At 43.8% G+C, this 15,710-nt stretch carries 13 protein-coding genes; 5 read left to right on the top strand and 8 right to left on the bottom strand.

Annotated elements, in window-relative coordinates; genetic code table 11:
• Positions 1 to 254: 254 nt before the first annotated feature.
• Entirely contained in the window at positions 255 to 1,328 is a 1,074-nt protein-coding gene (locus IDJ75_RS00005) for an AAA family ATPase (RefSeq protein WP_191173573.1), read from the top strand.
• 69 nt (positions 1,329 to 1,397) lie between these two features.
• On the opposite strand, the gene IDJ75_RS00010 is transcribed toward IDJ75_RS00005, so the two are convergent.
• A complete protein-coding gene (locus tag IDJ75_RS00010) occupies positions 1,398 to 2,462 on the bottom strand; it encodes a type I restriction endonuclease (protein ID WP_191173574.1) in 1,065 nt (354 codons plus the stop codon).
• 209 nt (positions 2,463 to 2,671) lie between these two features.
• Between IDJ75_RS00010 and IDJ75_RS00015 the strand changes: the two genes are divergently transcribed.
• Positions 2,672 to 3,574 (top strand): DNA-methyltransferase, encoded by a 903-nt coding sequence (locus tag IDJ75_RS00015; RefSeq protein WP_191173575.1) that lies wholly within the window; start codon positions 2,672 to 2,674, stop codon positions 3,572 to 3,574.
• Here IDJ75_RS00015 and IDJ75_RS00020 read toward each other — a convergent pair.
• Both IDJ75_RS00020 and IDJ75_RS00025 read right to left on the bottom strand, forming a co-directional pair.
• On the bottom strand, positions 3,552 to 4,574 hold the full coding sequence (locus IDJ75_RS00020; RefSeq protein WP_191173576.1) for a MamI family restriction endonuclease: 1,023 nt from the start codon (positions 4,572 to 4,574) through the stop codon (positions 3,552 to 3,554). The two genes, IDJ75_RS00015 and IDJ75_RS00020, sit on opposite strands and share 23 nt — an antisense overlap.
• Entirely contained in the window at positions 4,564 to 4,782 is a 219-nt protein-coding gene (locus tag IDJ75_RS00025) for a helix-turn-helix domain-containing protein (protein WP_191173577.1), read from the bottom strand. The genes IDJ75_RS00020 and IDJ75_RS00025 overlap by 11 nt, the downstream gene beginning before the upstream one ends.
• Before the next feature lie 1,077 nt (positions 4,783 to 5,859).
• Here IDJ75_RS00025 and IDJ75_RS00030 point away from each other — a divergent pair.
• From IDJ75_RS00030 to IDJ75_RS00040, 3 genes are all read left to right on the top strand, one after another.
• Positions 5,860 to 7,047: a Gfo/Idh/MocA family protein gene (locus tag IDJ75_RS00030; RefSeq protein ID WP_191173578.1), complete on the top strand. Its 1,188-nt coding sequence runs from the start codon at positions 5,860 to 5,862 to the stop codon at positions 7,045 to 7,047.
• Positions 7,048 to 7,372: 325 nt separating this feature from the next.
• Complete coding sequence (locus tag IDJ75_RS00035; protein ID WP_191173579.1) at positions 7,373 to 7,675, top strand: GIY-YIG nuclease family protein; 303 nt, start codon at positions 7,373 to 7,375, stop codon at positions 7,673 to 7,675.
• 155 nt (positions 7,676 to 7,830) lie between these two features.
• Positions 7,831 to 8,694 (top strand): sugar phosphate isomerase/epimerase family protein, encoded by an 864-nt coding sequence (locus tag IDJ75_RS00040; protein ID WP_191173580.1) that lies wholly within the window; start codon positions 7,831 to 7,833, stop codon positions 8,692 to 8,694.
• Between the two features lie 331 nt (positions 8,695 to 9,025).
• On the opposite strand, the gene IDJ75_RS00045 is transcribed toward IDJ75_RS00040, so the two are convergent.
• From IDJ75_RS00045 to IDJ75_RS00065, 5 genes are all read right to left on the bottom strand, one after another.
• A complete protein-coding gene (locus tag IDJ75_RS00045) occupies positions 9,026 to 9,802 on the bottom strand; it encodes a GLPGLI family protein (protein WP_191173581.1) in 777 nt (258 codons plus the stop codon).
• A gap of 33 nt (positions 9,803 to 9,835) precedes the next feature.
• On the bottom strand, positions 9,836 to 12,643 hold the full coding sequence (locus IDJ75_RS00050; protein WP_191173582.1) for an outer membrane beta-barrel protein: 2,808 nt from the start codon (positions 12,641 to 12,643) through the stop codon (positions 9,836 to 9,838).
• Between the two features lie 182 nt (positions 12,644 to 12,825).
• A complete protein-coding gene (gene rfbC / locus IDJ75_RS00055; RefSeq protein WP_191173583.1) occupies positions 12,826 to 13,386 on the bottom strand; it encodes a dTDP-4-dehydrorhamnose 3,5-epimerase in 561 nt (186 codons plus the stop codon).
• Entirely contained in the window at positions 13,386 to 13,691 is a 306-nt protein-coding gene (locus tag IDJ75_RS00060) for a DUF4286 family protein (RefSeq protein WP_191173584.1), read from the bottom strand. Before IDJ75_RS00060 ends, rfbC begins: the two co-directional genes overlap by 1 nt.
• 89 nt (positions 13,692 to 13,780) lie before the next feature.
• Positions 13,781 to 15,592, bottom strand: coding sequence for a tetratricopeptide repeat protein (locus IDJ75_RS00065; protein WP_191173585.1), 1,812 nt, complete (start codon positions 15,590 to 15,592; stop codon positions 13,781 to 13,783).
• Positions 15,593 to 15,710 lie beyond the last annotated feature (118 nt).

A 15,710-nucleotide genomic window follows, 5' to 3' on the forward strand; every position in this document is an offset into this window, starting at 1 on the left:
CCTTAAAACGCCCCCAAAACGTCCTTAAACGCCCTCGGACCTCACCGGGTGTTCACGTTCACTGCCGTGAACACTTGTCAATACCATCAATAGGCTTATTATCAGCTGTTTATTGTATGGGATACTGACAATGTTGCGCCACCATTTGTGTTGTTTACTATGAATATATTTGTATGTAAGGTACATCCTGTACCACTTGATAAGCAGGCCATTTCCGGCCCATTGTTTCATAACTCACAAATAATTCATACCAAATGCCTGAAAACCACACCGCCGAACGCCCGGAATTTATCGAGAAGATCCGCGCGGAAGTAAGGGGCGTAAAATACCGCCCCGCTAAAAGACACAAACTTATTCCAAAACCTGCCGACCCGGAGGCGTGCCGATACCTGTTCTCGGTTGCTACCGGTAAACGCTGGATGGAACTTGGCGAACGCCAACCCACTCCCAAAATGCTTTTTGGGGAACTTTGGCACGAGGGCGAGCTAAGCATCCTGTTTGCCGATACCAACGTGGGTAAAAGCGTACTGGCAGTGCAAATTGGCAACAGCATAGCCTGTGGCAAACCTATTGCACCGTTTGCCATGGGTGCCGAACCCGCCAACGTGCTGTATATCGACTTTGAACTTTCTACCAAACAGTTTTACCAGCGGTATACAGGTGCCGAAGGCGACCACCATTTTCCGTATGCGTTTTTACGGGCGGAGTTTCGTCCTGATATTGCCATGAGCGACTCCTACAGTGATTACGACGAACAGATCATTGCCGGCATTGAGTATAAAATACGACTGACAAAGGCTACGGTGCTTATTATTGATAACATCAGCTGCCTGCGCGGCGGTATCGTAAACGCTTCTGTTGCGCTTAACCTGATCAAACACCTCAAGGCGCTTAAAGCCGATTACAACCTGTCTATCCTGGTGCTGGCCCATACGCCTAAACGCCGTAATCCCGGCTCGCCTATCTCTGCCGACGATATGCACGGCAGCAAGCTGCTCATTAACCTGGCCGACAGCGCCTTCTCTATTGGTACAAGCGCCACCGACCCGCACCTGCGTTATCTTAAACAGATAAAACAGCGCAGCACCGCGCAGGTATACGGCGAGGACAACGTTTGCCTTTGCCGCATTACAAAACCCGGTAATTTTTTGCAGATGCAATTTGAAGGTAACAGCCACGAACGACAGCATCTGCGTACCCGTGGGTTAAACCAGCATATATTAGCCCCAAAAGTAGCTGAACTGGTAGCCAATGGTTACAGCCAGCGCCAGATAAGTAAAGAACTTTGTGTTTCGGTGGGGTTGGTTAATAAGTTAATGCCCAAATGAGCGGATGGCTATTTGATAGCGATACTATAATAATGAAGCCTCACCCTGAAGTAAGGCTCCTTTATAGCTTTATTTTTTTTCTAAGCGGGCTACCGCGGTTAGCAGTGTTTCGGAATACTTATAGATTTCATCTAAGGATTGGATCTCATATTTAACCTCTTTCTTGGCTTCATCCAAGACCACTAAATATTTCTTAACACCATCTAAATAAAGGCGGCTAATAGTTTTACGGTTATTGTCATCTAAAAGGATGGCAAAGTACGACTGTGCATCCCTGTAAGTAATCCTTTTGGAATCTATATTTTGCCTCAATAAAGATTTAACGATATAAAAACCTTCCAGTTCTTCTTCTGTGGTAACAATAAGTGATGCCGGTTCTGCGTTTGCTTCTAATTTTACGGCTTCTGCAACTTCAATTTGTTTTTCTTGATTGAGTGCAGATTTAAGGCGTTCATTTATGGCGTCACTTATCAGCAGGTTAAAAGAGCGTTTGATTATCGGGCCGAATTGCTCTTTAACCTTAGCCGTTAAAACACCTGAATATATCTGCTTGGTAAAAAACGAAACAAAGTTTTCTGAAGGCAGGATCATCTCTTTATTTAACAGCGTTTTTAACTCGTTAAGATATTTGAGCTCGCTTGCGGTATTAGTGATGCTTTCCACATCGAAGTATGACTTATGGAATTTCTTAAGCTCTACTAATTCAGTTTCCTTAATCTCGGTAATGTTAAACTCAAGAAATGGCGTACTATCCATCTTGTTCTTTTCCTCTAAGTCGGTATAGAAACGATAGTTTAAACCGTTTGTTAAAAGCCCAAATTTTGCTTTGGTGGTATGGAAATAACGAAATAACTGTGAGTTATGAGGATCTAGTTTTTCCAGGTGATGTTTGCACTCAATTAAAATGGTGGGTTCACCATCTTGCATAATAGCATAATCAACTTTCTCGCCCTTTTTGATGCCAATGTCAGCTATAAATTCAGGGTTAACCTCAAAAGGATTAAACACATCATAGCCTAAAACTTGAATAAATGGCATGATCAATGCGTTTTTTGTAGCTTCTTCTGTTTTAAGCTGGGGTAGGATTTTTTCTACACGCGAAGCTAATTGCGTGATTTGGTCTTTAAAGTCCATAATTTATTGTAATAAAGGTTATTAGGTTAGTTAGAACAATATACAATAATATCAGGGTTTTATATAATTATATTTACTACTGTACATCTGAAGTTCGAGTAAGGGTAAAGTTTGGGGTACTCTAAGTGCAAATATTATTCCTGTATAAAAACTAAAAATGTTTTGCAAATCATTTGAAATGATTTATATTCGCATACTATAATTAGCAAATGAATAAACTAGTGTTGGGCGATTGTTTAGACGAATTGAAAAAGGTTGAATCTAGTTCGGTTGATTTAGTGATAGCCGACCCTCCTTATTGGAAGGTTATAGGAGAAAAGTGGGATTATCAATGGCGAACCGAGCATGACTATGTGAAATGGGCAAATACATGGATAGAGGAAGTTTCAAGAGTTTTAAGATTCGGAGGAACATTTTATCTATTTGGGTATTTTAGAACGTTAGCATTGCTAGTTCCTTATTTTGAAAAAGCTGGACTTGAACTAAGGCAACAAATCTTAGTTGACAAAGGTATTAGGTCTGTTGGAGGACGAGCTACCAGGAATTACAAATTATTTCCAAATACAACAGAAAGTATATTATTCATAATAAAAGACAATAAAAAATTTATTAAGCCATATTTAAAAGATTTTCAATCTAAAAAGAAACTAACTGCAAAAGAAATTAATGAAGCTTTAGGAGTTAAAAGTAATGGTGGGGGAATGTGGAGTATTTATACAGGAAAAAATGTATGTGAGCAGTTTCCTACTAAAGAATTGTGGATGAAGCTTCAAGGAGTGCTAGAGTTCGATTTAAATTATGAAAAAGTAGCTCAAACATTTAATCCACAAATGGGACTGACAGATGTTTGGAGGGATATTGATTTTTATAAAGAAGATAGAGTCCATCCAACTCAAAAGCCTTTACCTTTAATCAAAAGACTTATACAAGCAAGCAGTAACGAAGGTGATTTGGTTTTAGATCCTTTCGCCGGAAGTGGGTCGACCGTCATCGCTGCAAAACAACTTAATAGAAATTATCATGCTATTGAGATAGACGAACCTTATTTTAAAGAAATTAAACTGAGAATTGAAACGATTGATAGCCCACTTAAAGCGTTTCTCGCCGTCTAGAATAAATAGCATTTGCTTCAGCTACAATATCAGTATCGCGTAATTTTAAATAGTTTCTCGTTTCTTCATTGATAAATGGTATAGATTGTAATAATCTTTCTTTATCTAACCTTAATTGCCTAATTATATTTTGTACATCATTATATGTGTAGCCATTTGTAATTTGCGGCTCTATTATTTCTTTAGGGGCTTCTTCAATAAGTTTTGTTAATTCAGTAGGTAAGAGAAGACTAGATGGCATCGATTCAGCCTGTATTGTTGCTCTGTCTGTTGCAGGTTCTATATAATGATCTATAACGATTTCAGGATTACTATTTGCGTTAGTTACTACACAATTGAACACTTTTACCGGGTTACAAAGATAGAATTGATATGAGTAAGGCCAAAAGTTCTTAGGCGCAGGTGTTTTGTTAGGATTTCGTTTAATATGTTCTAAAAATATTTTATTGTAATAGTTAGTCATAAGCGTCTTGAAATGCTTGTGTCTATCGTTATTATTCCAAATTTCAAATGCTTGAAATCTAACTTTGTCAAAATCATTTGATCTAAAATTGGGATAATCGGCAAGAGTGAGAAAAACTCTATCAATTGTTTCAGTTAATAAACTTAATTCGGTCTCAGAACGGATTCCAAACAGCCATTTGCTATCGTCCATTCGTTTAATATTGGTTGAATCGCACTGGGGACAATTAGTTTCTATTCGTAAAACTTTAGCACCACAATATTTACATGTGTCTAATTGATCAACCCTACTGCAAGATTTCACTTCAGTTCCATCTCTTAAATCATCACCTCTTGCTCCTGTTCGCGCGCCCTCGACTCCAGTTATTAAAGACGCTAAATGTTGCCCCGGATAACCAATTTTCATGTTTGGGGTTTGCTTGGTAACCTTTGACCATTCAAGAGCTTTTAATCTGGGTTGTAAGACTAAATCTTGTAGGAGTTTCAAGATTTTGTTTTTATTATCGTCAATTGTAATTAACTTCTTATTAGGAACCATTGAAAAGATCTTTAATAGTTACATTCAGTGCGGCAGCAATTTTTTCAATATTAATTAGAGTTATATTTTTTTCAGCCCTCTCAATCATCCCTATGTAGGTGCGATGTAAATTCGCCTTAAATGATAATTCATCTTGAGAAAGTCCATTTTTTTTTCTTAACTCTCTAACTCTTTCCCCAAAAGACTTTAATATTTTTTCTTTGCTCATACAGCTAAAATCAAGTAAAGCTATCTATAGTATGCATGTTAGGCAACATACTATGATTAGCATTTTACTGTATATCTGTTGTTCCAATACTTTCACCTACAGACGAACCTTAAACCCGATAGCAGCGATACCGGCCCCGCGACTAAGGCCTCGCGCAGTATAAGCGGATAGCGGGGCTACCGCATCCGAAGCACCACTACAGCACCTTTTCTTATGGTTCATTAGTTCACCGGTTCATTAGTTTAGTGGTGCATGCTTCATTAACCTTGCAAACGCGGTGCCCAACCACACAGTATAAAGGCGGCATAGCGTAACGCACGGGCATCACAACACCTGCTAAAGCACTCACTCACAAAGTGCGTTACCAAGCCGCGACTTTTATTAACTGTTGTTTTGTTTTTTATTGGTGTTAATGAGCTCGCTATCGCTCGGTTCTTTTTCGTTCTTTTTCTTTTGAGAGAAAAGAAAAAGAACATCCACAGGCTTGGCGTACACTCACTACCATTCCTAACAAGGCACTATTGAATGGGGTGTACTTCAATTGTCGTTAGTCCGCTCATTGCCGCGGGGGCTACTTCTTTTGTCTTGATACAAAAGGAAGCAAAAACCGAACGTAGTGAGCTCATGAACACCAAAAACAAATAATAAGTGAATAAATCAAGACAGAAAAAAGCTTCCCCCCACAGGCCTTTACCCTTGGCCCGCTTTTCTGTCGGGCCTTTACCCGCGTTCGATACTTACAGGGTCACAAACATTACAAACGTACTGGCCTAACGACACCTTAAAAATGCGGCATAGCGTAACGCATGGCAGCACGACACCTGCTAAAGCACTCACTCACAAAGTGCGTTACCAAGCCGCGACTTTTCTTTGGTTACTTTCTTTTGGGAGAAAAGAAAGTGACAATCACAGGCTAGGCGTACACTCACTGCCTTTCCCAACGAGGAACTGAAAATAGGCTACCTGTCGATCGAAGATTGCCACGCTACGCTCGCAATGACGCGTGGGATACCATTTGCATATCTGCACATCTAACCCTATCTTAACCACTCATAAACCATTATAAATTTTACCGTTATGAAAATTGCTATGCTTGGCTCGGGCTTTATCGCGCGTTTCTATGCCGATTCGCTGATCGGGCACCGCAGGCTTGATGTGCTGCACGCGGTGTACAGCAGGGATATTGCCAAGGCCAAAACTTTTGCGCACGATTATAAACTCCCCGTATATAGCGACAATATGGACGAGGTGGTGAACCACCCCGAGGTGGATGTGGTAGTGATATCGCTCCCAAACGATTTGCACCTTGCCGCTGTTGCCGCCTGCGCCAAAGCGGGTAAACACGTGCTGTGTACAAAACCGCTTGGTCGTACGGCTGATGAAGCCAAACAAATGCTGGATATGGTAGAGCAGGCAGGCGTAATGGGCGGCTACCTGGAGGACTTGTGTTACACCCCCAAGTTCAACAAAAGTTTGGCCAGCGTAAAAGCAGGCGCGTTGGGCCGCATACTGTGGGCAAAAAGCCGCGAGGCGCACCCCGGCCCGCACAGCAACTGGTTTTGGGATAAGGAGCAAAGCGGCGGCGGGGCCATTGTTGACCTGGGTTGCCACTGTATAGAAATTGCCCGCAACTATATAGGTAAGGAGGTAAGGCCGGTAGAGGTGATGTGCTGGGCGGCCACGCAGGTGCACCCTATTGATGCCGAAGACAATGCTATAGGCATGGTGAAGTACGCCAACGGCGCTATCGGGCAGTTCGAGGTGAGTTGGTGTTTCCGCGGCGGTATGGACCTGCGCGACGAGGTGATGGGCACCGAGGGCACCATCTGGATCAACAACTTCCTGCGCACCGGGTTCGATATGTTCAGCACCGGCAAGGGCGGCGGCTACGTTGCCGAAAAGGCCGAGAGCAGCCAGGGCTGGCTTTTCCCCGTGGGCGACGAGGTGAACGAGCTGGGCTACAACCACATGTTTACCGACATGTTTGAAGCCATTGAGCAAAACCGCCCGCCTGCCGAAACTTTCTACGACGGCTACGTGGTGAACGCCATTATCGACGCCGCCTACGCATCCGCCAAAAGCGGCGCATGGGAACCCGTTAAAATTGACGACTGGCGCGGCAGCACCAACACCAAAATAGCCGCCGACTTTGCCAGTTTTAACGAGCAGTATTACTTAATAAAAGAAGAGATACTGCCCCACGGCGAACGCAAACTGATACTAAAAGACAAAACCACCGGCGAGGTAGTGGTAAGAGATATTTAGGAGAGGAGAGAGTTAAGAGATCAAGAGTCAGGAATCAAGACGGGAAAAGTTGATTGGGGTTGCAAAGGGGTATCCTTCGGGTCTTGACTCCTGCTTCTAAATATTTTGCCTTTCTACCATGGCGTTCCCCTTGGGCCGGGCTATCCGCTCATACGCCTGCAGGCCTTAGGCGCAAGGGCCGGTACCCGCTTTTATCCCTAACGCGGGGTGGCGGCGAGTATTAATAAACTATGTCATTTCGAACGAGCGATAGCGAGGAGAAATCTTCTACGCGCAGTAAGTAAACGCTTGCATTCGAAATGACGGATCTTTTACTTCAAACATTATGTGGAACTATAATTATTATGTTTATATCACCACAAATCACTATAAAACAGTGTTATACATTGGTGTTACAAACGATCTAAGCAGACGATTGTACGAACACAAAGAGAATAAAGGGACAAGTAAATCGTTTAGCGGCAAATATTATTGCTACAATTTAGTTTACTACGAACACTTTTCGAACATAGAACATGCCATTGAACGTGAGAAGGAACTAAAGAAATGGCGACGGGATAAAAAAGATGCGTTGATCACATCTGTAAACCCCGGATGGAAGTTTTTAAATAGCGAAATAAATGAATAACACATAATAAAATACCTGTCATTTCGGACGACAGAGAGAAATCTCCTACAAGCAATAAGTAAACGCCTTGCATCCGCAAAGGCAGGGTGCAGAAGATTTCTCCTCGTACCTCGTTCGAAATGACAATCGGTTTTAATTAATACCAATAAACCAATATGAACAGACGAACATTCCTATACACCGGCGGTATGCTGGCCGCATCAGCATCCGCAATGGCCGCAACCATAGCCGGGCGCACAAAACCCGCCCCCGGTATCCAGCTTTACATGGTGAAAGAAGATATGGAGCGCGACCCCATAGGTACCCTTAAACAGCTTGGCGCAATGGGCTATACCCAGATAGAAAGCTACGGCAGCGATAAGGGCATCTTTTGGGGTAAAACCAATACCGAGTTCAAAAAAATAGCCACCGGCTTTGGCCTTAACCTGGTAAGCACCCACTACAACCCCTGCACCCTGCCCGAGTTTGATAAACTGGCAGCACAGGCGGCAGAGGTAGGTATGAAGTACCTGGTATGCCCATGGCTCGGCCCGCAAAAATCTATCGAAACGTTTAAAACCTTTGCTGATGATTTTAACAAGCGAGGAGCTATCTGCAAAAAGCACGGCCTCAGGTTTGGCTATCACCCGCACGATTACCCTTACAAACCGGTAAACGGACAACTACCTATCGACGTACTGCTTGCCGGTACGGATAAAGAACTGGTAGACTTCCAGATGGATGTGTACTACACCGTAACCGAGGGGGCAGACCCATACGCTTACATCACCAAACACAAAGGCCGCTTTAAACTGGCCCACATGCGCGATGTGCTCAAGAAACGCCTCCCCGCAGGCAGCAAGGACGAATCGGCCTGTGATATGGGCGAGGGCATTATTGATTTTAAAAAGTTTATCAGTGTTGGGCAGGATAACGGCATGCGTTACTTTTTTGTAGAGCAAAGCCGTTTCTTCCACGAAACCCCGCTGCAAAGCGCGCAGAAGAATGCGGCGTATTTGAAACGGTTGAAGCTTGTGTAATAAAAGCAGTGGGTCATCCTGAGCTTGTCGAAGGGCGTGCGCAAAGGCATAGCCCGCAAATGGTTCGACAGGCTCACCATGACAGATTGGGAAGTTCCCTCCCTTGGGAGGGTTAGGGAGGGGTTTGAGTGTCAGGTTTGCTAACACACCCCTGCCATTGCACGCATAGCCCGCTGCACCCCCTCTCAAGAGGGGAATAGAGAGAAACCGTCCGCGCCACGTCCACCATACCCTCTCCTGCGAACGGACGGACACCACACAGAAAAGCCTGTACGGTAATAAACTGTACAGGCTTTTCTTTTTGTCTTAATTCTTGATTCTCGTCCTGCCTCTACAACAGGTATATCTTAAAAAACTTTTTACCGTATTCGCCCCAGCCTTCCATGGCTTTGCCGAGGGTGGTTTTAAGGCCTTCGTAGGTAACAACCTTACCTTTTGCCGGTGCTTTTAACGATGCTTCGGCTACGGGCAGGTCGGTAACTTTGGTGGCAAACCAGGTAACGTTCTCGTGCGGCAGTGCAAGGCCAAGTATCATGCCTGGCAACCCGGTGAATGATTCGGGGCCGCCCGATACCGGGATCTCTTCGCTGTAAAAGGCTACCACGTATATGGAGTCCATTACCACGGCGTTGGCGCGGCGGCACATGTAACCGGCAATTTCGCGGGTTTCGTCGGTAATTTTCCAGGTGATCTTGCGGGTACTATCCTTCATCAAAAAACCTTCGTCGAACACCTTTTTACCGGTGATGCTGTAGTTGGTGTTCAGGTCGGTATAAACCGTGTTTATTTGCTGGGCAAGCGGCATATCGCTAAACCAGCTGTTTGATGGCGGCGCATCCTCCACAACCGGGGAATACAGGGTTTTGTTGCCGCCAAAGGTTAACGTGCTTTTAAGGATTTTAAACTGCGGGTTGTTTTTCTTGTACGATTCAAAGGCAGGTGCGTACCAGCTTTCGTTATCCTTGTTTATTACCTTTTTAATAACGCCATACATGTTCACTTTTTTCTCGAACTCGATAGTGCCCGATGTTGTGAAATGCGTGTTTTGGGCAAACAGCAAGCTGCTTGCAAACATGCAGGTAAATAATGTTAACAGGTGCTTCTTCATTGCTTGATATGTCTTTATTTATATATCCTTAACTTATTTTTTTGGAGCGCCGCCGCCCATGCCGTTAAAATCCCAGGTTACCGATAGCATAAAGTACCGGCGGATGGTGGTGTACCGGTTCTCGGTGATCAGATTGCTTGATGCGCTGCGGGTAAAGCCCTGGTTTTGGTTTAGTAAATCGTTGCCGCTTATTGATGCCTTTAAGTTATCGCCTTTAAAAAACGCTCTGCTTATACGGGCGTTGATAATGGTTTGGCGGAAAGCGTTATCAAATGATTGCGTAGCGGCGGTATACTGGTATTGGCCATCGCTGCCTATCTCAATTTTACCCGGCAGGAAAATACTCAGGTAGTAGTCGGCATTAAAACCACGGCCGTTATTGTTTCTATCGGGCTGTAACGAAGCCTGGCCAATAGTATAATTAGGCCCGCCGCTTATGTATATGGAGTATTTTTTCTCTTTGTATTTTGACAGGCCAATGGTGCCGCCGTAAGTGTTTGATTTTGTTTTGTTAAGCTCGTTATTTACCATGCTGTAATAAATGTTACCGCCGGTGTTTAGCCTTGCATTAATGTTAAGGCCTATAACGCTTAGTTTGCGGCTCATGTCCAAACCAAAGTTATAGTTGGATTGCTGTTTATCGTTCAGGTTTACCGACTGTATAATGCTCCTGCCTTCTTTATCGGTAACCACATTGCTTACAATGGGTTTGGTGGTAAAGTTATAACTACCATTTAACCAGATGGATTGATCGCTGATAACTTTATACATATTGTAATAGCCATAAAACCCGTTGGTGAACGATGGTTTTAGGTTAGGGTTACCAATGGTTTGGTTCACCGGGTCGGTATTTACGCGGATGGGCTGTAACTGATCAATAGTTGGCTGGGTTTGGTTACCGTAGTAGCCAAAGTTTAAGCCGCTGTAATTAGATATTTTATACTGAAAATTTGCCTGCGGGCTCCAGTTGGTAAAGTTACGGTGGCCAGATAGGCCGGTTATCTCATCTACCTGTTTATAATCTATATTGGCAACGCGAGTACCAAAGCGCAGGGTGCTTTTTCCTTTTTTATAGTTGAAGTTGATACCCCCCTGGTTTGATGTTTGATCGAAAATATAATGGTTACTTAACGAGTCGTTCAGCAGGTTATAGTTACCGGGTGCCGATTGGTCGAACGATTTCCTATCAGCGTTGCTGTTGTTTTTACTAAACCCATAGTTAAAGATAACCGATAATGCCTTAGAGAGCGGCTCGGTATAGGTTAAATTGGAAATGAAACGCGATGTTTTGGTGTTGTCGGTTTTTAACTGGTCAACAATTTCGCTGCTTTTTGGCGTACCGTCGGTGTTAAATATTTCCAGGTCTGATTTTAGGAAACCGTGTGCTTTGCTTTCGGTAACACCGGCAATCACATTAAGTGATAGGGTACGGCCGGTTTTCTTCAGTTTTTTTGTGTATAAGGCCGATGCATTGAACAGTTGCTGATCTACCTTATTGCTCAGCGTACGGCTGTTGGTATTGATCAGTGTGCTGTCAATCCTGCGGCTTTCGGCATTGCTGGTAGTGTGGGTATCGCTATTTTTTATAGTTCCATCAACAGATACTTTTAAGGTTGATGTGGTATCAAGCTTAACTGTGTATGTTGCATCCAGTTTTTGCCTGAACATGTAATTGTTAAACGTTTGGTCGGTATTGCTTTTGATAATATTGGTCGAGTCGCCGGGCAGGTTTTGCTGCTGTTTGTTATTGCGGGTGCCATCAACCTCTAATGAGCCTGCTTTGTAATTGGTGTTAAGGCTGTTTTTATCGTTATTCCATTTATTATCGTAGTGCACACCGCCGGTGTAAGCCTTAGGGATACCCTGCCCATCGTATCTGCCGCTAAAAGAGTCGAGGCCGCCATCGTTGCTGCCGCCGTCAAAAAAAGCGCTACCATCATCACCAAACTGTATGCCCCCGCCGGTGCCCAATTTGTTATTATCCTGCCAGCCCAGGCCTGTTTTACCCGTGTTGCCAACGGTGCCGTAAACACTGAATTTCTTTTTACCCTTAAACTTGTTATAAAGCCCCTGCCCCTGGTAGTAGCCATCTGTACCAATGCCGCCATCCAGCTTACCAAAGTAGCCGTTCTTTTTATCCTCTTTTAGTTTAATGTTAATGGTTTTTGTTTTCTGCCCATCGTCAATACCGGTAAAGGCGGCCTGATCGCTCTTTTTATCATAAAGCTGCACCTTATCAACCATATCGCCGCGTATGTTTTTGGTAACCAGGGTGGGGTCGTCGCCAAAAAACTCTTCGCCATCGACCAGTACCTTTTGTACGGTTTGGCCCTGCGCGGTTATTTTACCGTCCTTATCAACCTGTATACCCGGCAGCTGCTTTAGCAGGTCCTCAACTTTAGAGTTGGGCTGTATGGTGTATGCTTTGGCATTAAACTCGGTAGTATCGCCTTTTATTTTGATGGCGGCAACGGTACCTTTTATCAGCACCTCGTTCAATAACCTCGATTTAAGGTTCATGTTGATATTGCCAACATTATGGGTGGTTTTAGCAGAATCCAAGGTAAATTTCTCTACATAGTCGGCATAACCGGGATAGGTTACCAGTAATATAAACTTGCCTTTACCCAGGCCATTTATAGTGAATGAGCCATTTGCAGCGGCCCTGGTAAATTTGCGAAGGGTTGAGTCTTTTGCGTTTAGTACGCTGATAGAGGTGTTTACCAGTTTAATGTTGGCAACGCTATCAACCGAAGCCCCTTTAACCGAATAAGAATTTTGTGCAAAGGTAGAAAAAGAGCATAGGCATAGTAATACCAGTGCTGTAATTGTGAATTTCATACTTAGGGTTTATTGTGGAGCCAAGATATAACTAAAAGTTTAGTAATAAAAAGGCAGGGCATGTTAAAAAGTGTTAAATATGCCTTTAGAGTGGCATGGTCACACTATTGTTACTTATTAATAACAATTAAATTTAAACACACCGGGCCACACTAACCCATTAAAAGTGGCTTTATAAATGATCAGCGCGTGTAAATGAAAGGGCTATTGAAAGAGGAAAAACCCGGAAGTTCCTGATCTTTAGCAGAAAGTACAGCATCTTTTTCAGCAATACCCCAGCCAATGGCCAGTTCAGGGTCGTTCCAGGCCAAACCAACTTCAGAGTCTTTACCAAGATAAGCTGTCACCTTGTAAGCAAATATGGTGTTATCTGCCAGGCTAACAAAACCATGCAGGCAGCCGGGCGGTATCCATAGCTGTTTTTTATTATCGGCAGTAAGCTCAACAGATACATGCCTGCCATAGGTAGGTGAGCCTTTGCGCACATCAACAGCAACATCCAGTACAGCTCCTTGCAATACCCTAACCAGTTTACCCTGTTCAAAAGGTGCTTTTTGGGCGTGCAGGCCGCGTACAATATTTTTGTGCGACATAGATTGGTTATCCTGCACAAAATCTACATCTACGCCAGCTTCCTGTAATGCCCGTTTATTGTAGCTTTCAAAAAAGTATCCCCTGTCGTCCGTAAAAACTTTTGGTTCAAATAATAATACACCGGGTATAGTAGTTTCTGTAATCTTCATTATTCGTCAACCGTTTTCATTAATGTATTAAATAATACAAAGCGTTCATTAAATTGTTGCTGGTGTATTTCCTGGAATTTGAACAGGTGGGTGCGGTAATAATCCTGGAATTGCTCGATTGTATCAGCGTTAAATTGCAGGCAGTAGGTGATGCCATCGTTTGGCGAATCGATAATGGTAAGCAAACGGTACGAACTGAAGCAGCCGGTAGCCATAACAGCAGGGATATGTACCTCTTTAATCCAGGCTAACCATTCCTGCTCAACGGTATCATCTAAAATCACGGTGTCGTTATATACAATCATGCCGTAAAAGTACTATTTGATTTTTGGATTTCAACGGTTGGATTGATTTCACAGATTAGAGAATTTTATGCTACCAATTAACGTGTAACCTAACTCGCATCATTCTTATCACCCCTTAACAGCCTGAAGCGTTTACGGGCATCGTTTATCCAAAGGCTGCCGGGGTAATCGGTAATGATCTTCTGGTAGTAGGATTTAGCCTGGTTGGCATCGTTTAGTTTGGTTTCGTAAATATCGCCCAACATGTAAACGGCATCATCCGCCCAAAGGTCAAATGCGTGTTTCTCCACTATCTCTTTTAATATGGTTACGGCATTGGTAAAATCCTTTTGTTGTATCATAATGCGCGCTTTGGCCATCAATATATCTGCTTCGAGTGCGTTGCCCGGGTATTTTTTGTCGATGCTATCCAGCGTAAGCATGGCTTTGGCGGGTTGTTCGGCAAATATCAGCAGATCAGCCCGCGAGTAAATTTTGAGTGCTTTACCCGCACTATCGGCATTCAGGTTATCAGATATCAAAAGCGAAAGGTTCAGGGCATCGTTGGCAATAAGCTGCGTGGTAGCAGCTTTCAGGATATTCAATTGCCGGCGGGCCCAGTCAAAATCGCCGGTATAATAGGCCAGTTTAGCATTGCGCAATGCGGCATCCTGGGCAATTGGGGTGGCCGTGTTGTCTTTTTCTACCTGGCTGTATAGGAGGGAAGCATCCCAGGGTTGGTTATTAAGCAGGTAAACGTCACCAAGGTCCAGCTTGCAAGCGGCCAGCAGGGCGGGCCTAACGCCTTGTATGGCAATGGCGGCTTCCAGTAAAGCCTGCGCATCTTTTAGCTTATGCAGTTTAAAGGTCTGCAGGTTGGCCAGCTTTTGCATGGCAAACACAGTTCCCCGGCCGCGCCCAAGCTCGTTCAGTAAATCAGTATAATCTTTCTCCAGCCCCAGCAGGTCGGCTTGTGTGTACTGGCCGTTTGTTACCTTCAGGTTTTTGGTGTTGATGAGCTCAATTTTGGCAGATATATAGTTCTGATTGTCTTTATAGCCTTTGCTCACAATGTATTCGTACCCGCGTATGGCGGCATCGTAAGCCTCGTTAGCTACCAGTGTGCGGCAAAGCTCAAATACGTTGCTGCCGTCATCATTTTGGCGGCGGCTTAAGGCCAGTGCCTGGTTCAGCGCCATATCAAACTCTTTTTGCTGCAAAAACTGCCAGGTAAGCAGGTTGGTGTAAACAATTTGCTGCGGGTCTTTCTGGATGCGTTTAAGTAACGATACCTTGAGCATATCATAATCCGCGGGGCCTTCGTAAACGGTAGCCAGCGTGCTTTCGGCCTGACTTAAAAAAACAGGGTTTGTGGGCAAAAAAGTAAGGTATTCTTCGGTAAGTGCGGCTTTATCGCGTTTGTAACGGTACAGGGTTATCAGCTCAAAGGCAAAGGCATTATCATTATGGAGCAGCTTACGGCCCTGTAAAAATATTTTAATGGCGTAATCGGCATTGGCGCTTTGGTAAAACTGCGAGGCGATGTTGGCTATGGCCCCCTGGTCGGCAGGGAGGTTTTTGATCAGGTCGTTATACAGTGCATCGGCCTTGGCCGTATTGCCCTGCTGAGTGTAAACAGACCCAAGCGCAATGGTGTATTCATTATTGCCCGGGTATTTGCGCAGCATTTTTTTGGTAATGCTTTCTGCCTCATCAAATTTCTTAAATGTTAACAGGCTGGTGAAATACTGCTGATAGTACGCATCATTATCCTGTTTAAACAGCTTTTGGTATATATCAAGGGCCTTTTGCTGTTCGCCGTTTGCGGCGTATTGGCGGGCAAGTAAAAGATCGTTATTTTGGGCTAAAAGCCTTGTGCTGCAAATAAATAATACCAGTACCAACACATATAATTGCTTCATTCTTTTTTTATATTTTAGCCCTGCGGGCATATATTATGTAACGTTACAAGCGGGTAAAATTGTAGTGACATTTGTATAAACGTTAACTAAAATAAGTAATTTGACCTCTCTTAACAAT

The organism is Mucilaginibacter rigui, from assembly GCF_014773275.1.
Lineage (GTDB): Bacteria > Bacteroidota > Bacteroidia > Sphingobacteriales > Sphingobacteriaceae > Mucilaginibacter > Mucilaginibacter rigui_A.

Bases quoted from the DNA above. Each gene is read 5' to 3' on its own strand.
- IDJ75_RS00025 (WP_191173577.1), bottom strand. From the start codon at position 4,782: ATGAGCAAAGAAAAAATATTAAAGTCTTTTGGGGAAAGAGTTAGAGAG.
- IDJ75_RS00015 (WP_191173575.1), top strand. From the start codon at position 2,672: ATGAATAAACTAGTGTTGGGCGATTGTTTAGACGAATTGAAAAAGGTT.
- IDJ75_RS00030 (WP_191173578.1), top strand. From the start codon at position 5,860: ATGAAAATTGCTATGCTTGGCTCGGGCTTTATCGCGCGTTTCTATGCC.
- rfbC (WP_191173583.1), bottom strand. From the start codon at position 13,386: ATGAAGATTACAGAAACTACTATACCCGGTGTATTATTATTTGAACCA.
- IDJ75_RS00060 (WP_191173584.1), bottom strand. From the start codon at position 13,691: ATGATTGTATATAACGACACCGTGATTTTAGATGATACCGTTGAGCAG.
- IDJ75_RS00010 (WP_191173574.1), bottom strand. From the start codon at position 2,462: ATGGACTTTAAAGACCAAATCACGCAATTAGCTTCGCGTGTAGAAAAA.
- IDJ75_RS00065 (WP_191173585.1), bottom strand. From the start codon at position 15,592: ATGAAGCAATTATATGTGTTGGTACTGGTATTATTTATTTGCAGCACA.
- IDJ75_RS00050 (WP_191173582.1), bottom strand. From the start codon at position 12,643: ATGAAATTCACAATTACAGCACTGGTATTACTATGCCTATGCTCTTTT.
- IDJ75_RS00045 (WP_191173581.1), bottom strand. From the start codon at position 9,802: ATGAAGAAGCACCTGTTAACATTATTTACCTGCATGTTTGCAAGCAGC.
- IDJ75_RS00035 (WP_191173579.1), top strand. From the start codon at position 7,373: ATGTGGAACTATAATTATTATGTTTATATCACCACAAATCACTATAAA.
- IDJ75_RS00040 (WP_191173580.1), top strand. From the start codon at position 7,831: ATGAACAGACGAACATTCCTATACACCGGCGGTATGCTGGCCGCATCA.
- IDJ75_RS00020 (WP_191173576.1), bottom strand. From the start codon at position 4,574: ATGGTTCCTAATAAGAAGTTAATTACAATTGACGATAATAAAAACAAA.
- IDJ75_RS00005 (WP_191173573.1), top strand. From the start codon at position 255: ATGCCTGAAAACCACACCGCCGAACGCCCGGAATTTATCGAGAAGATC.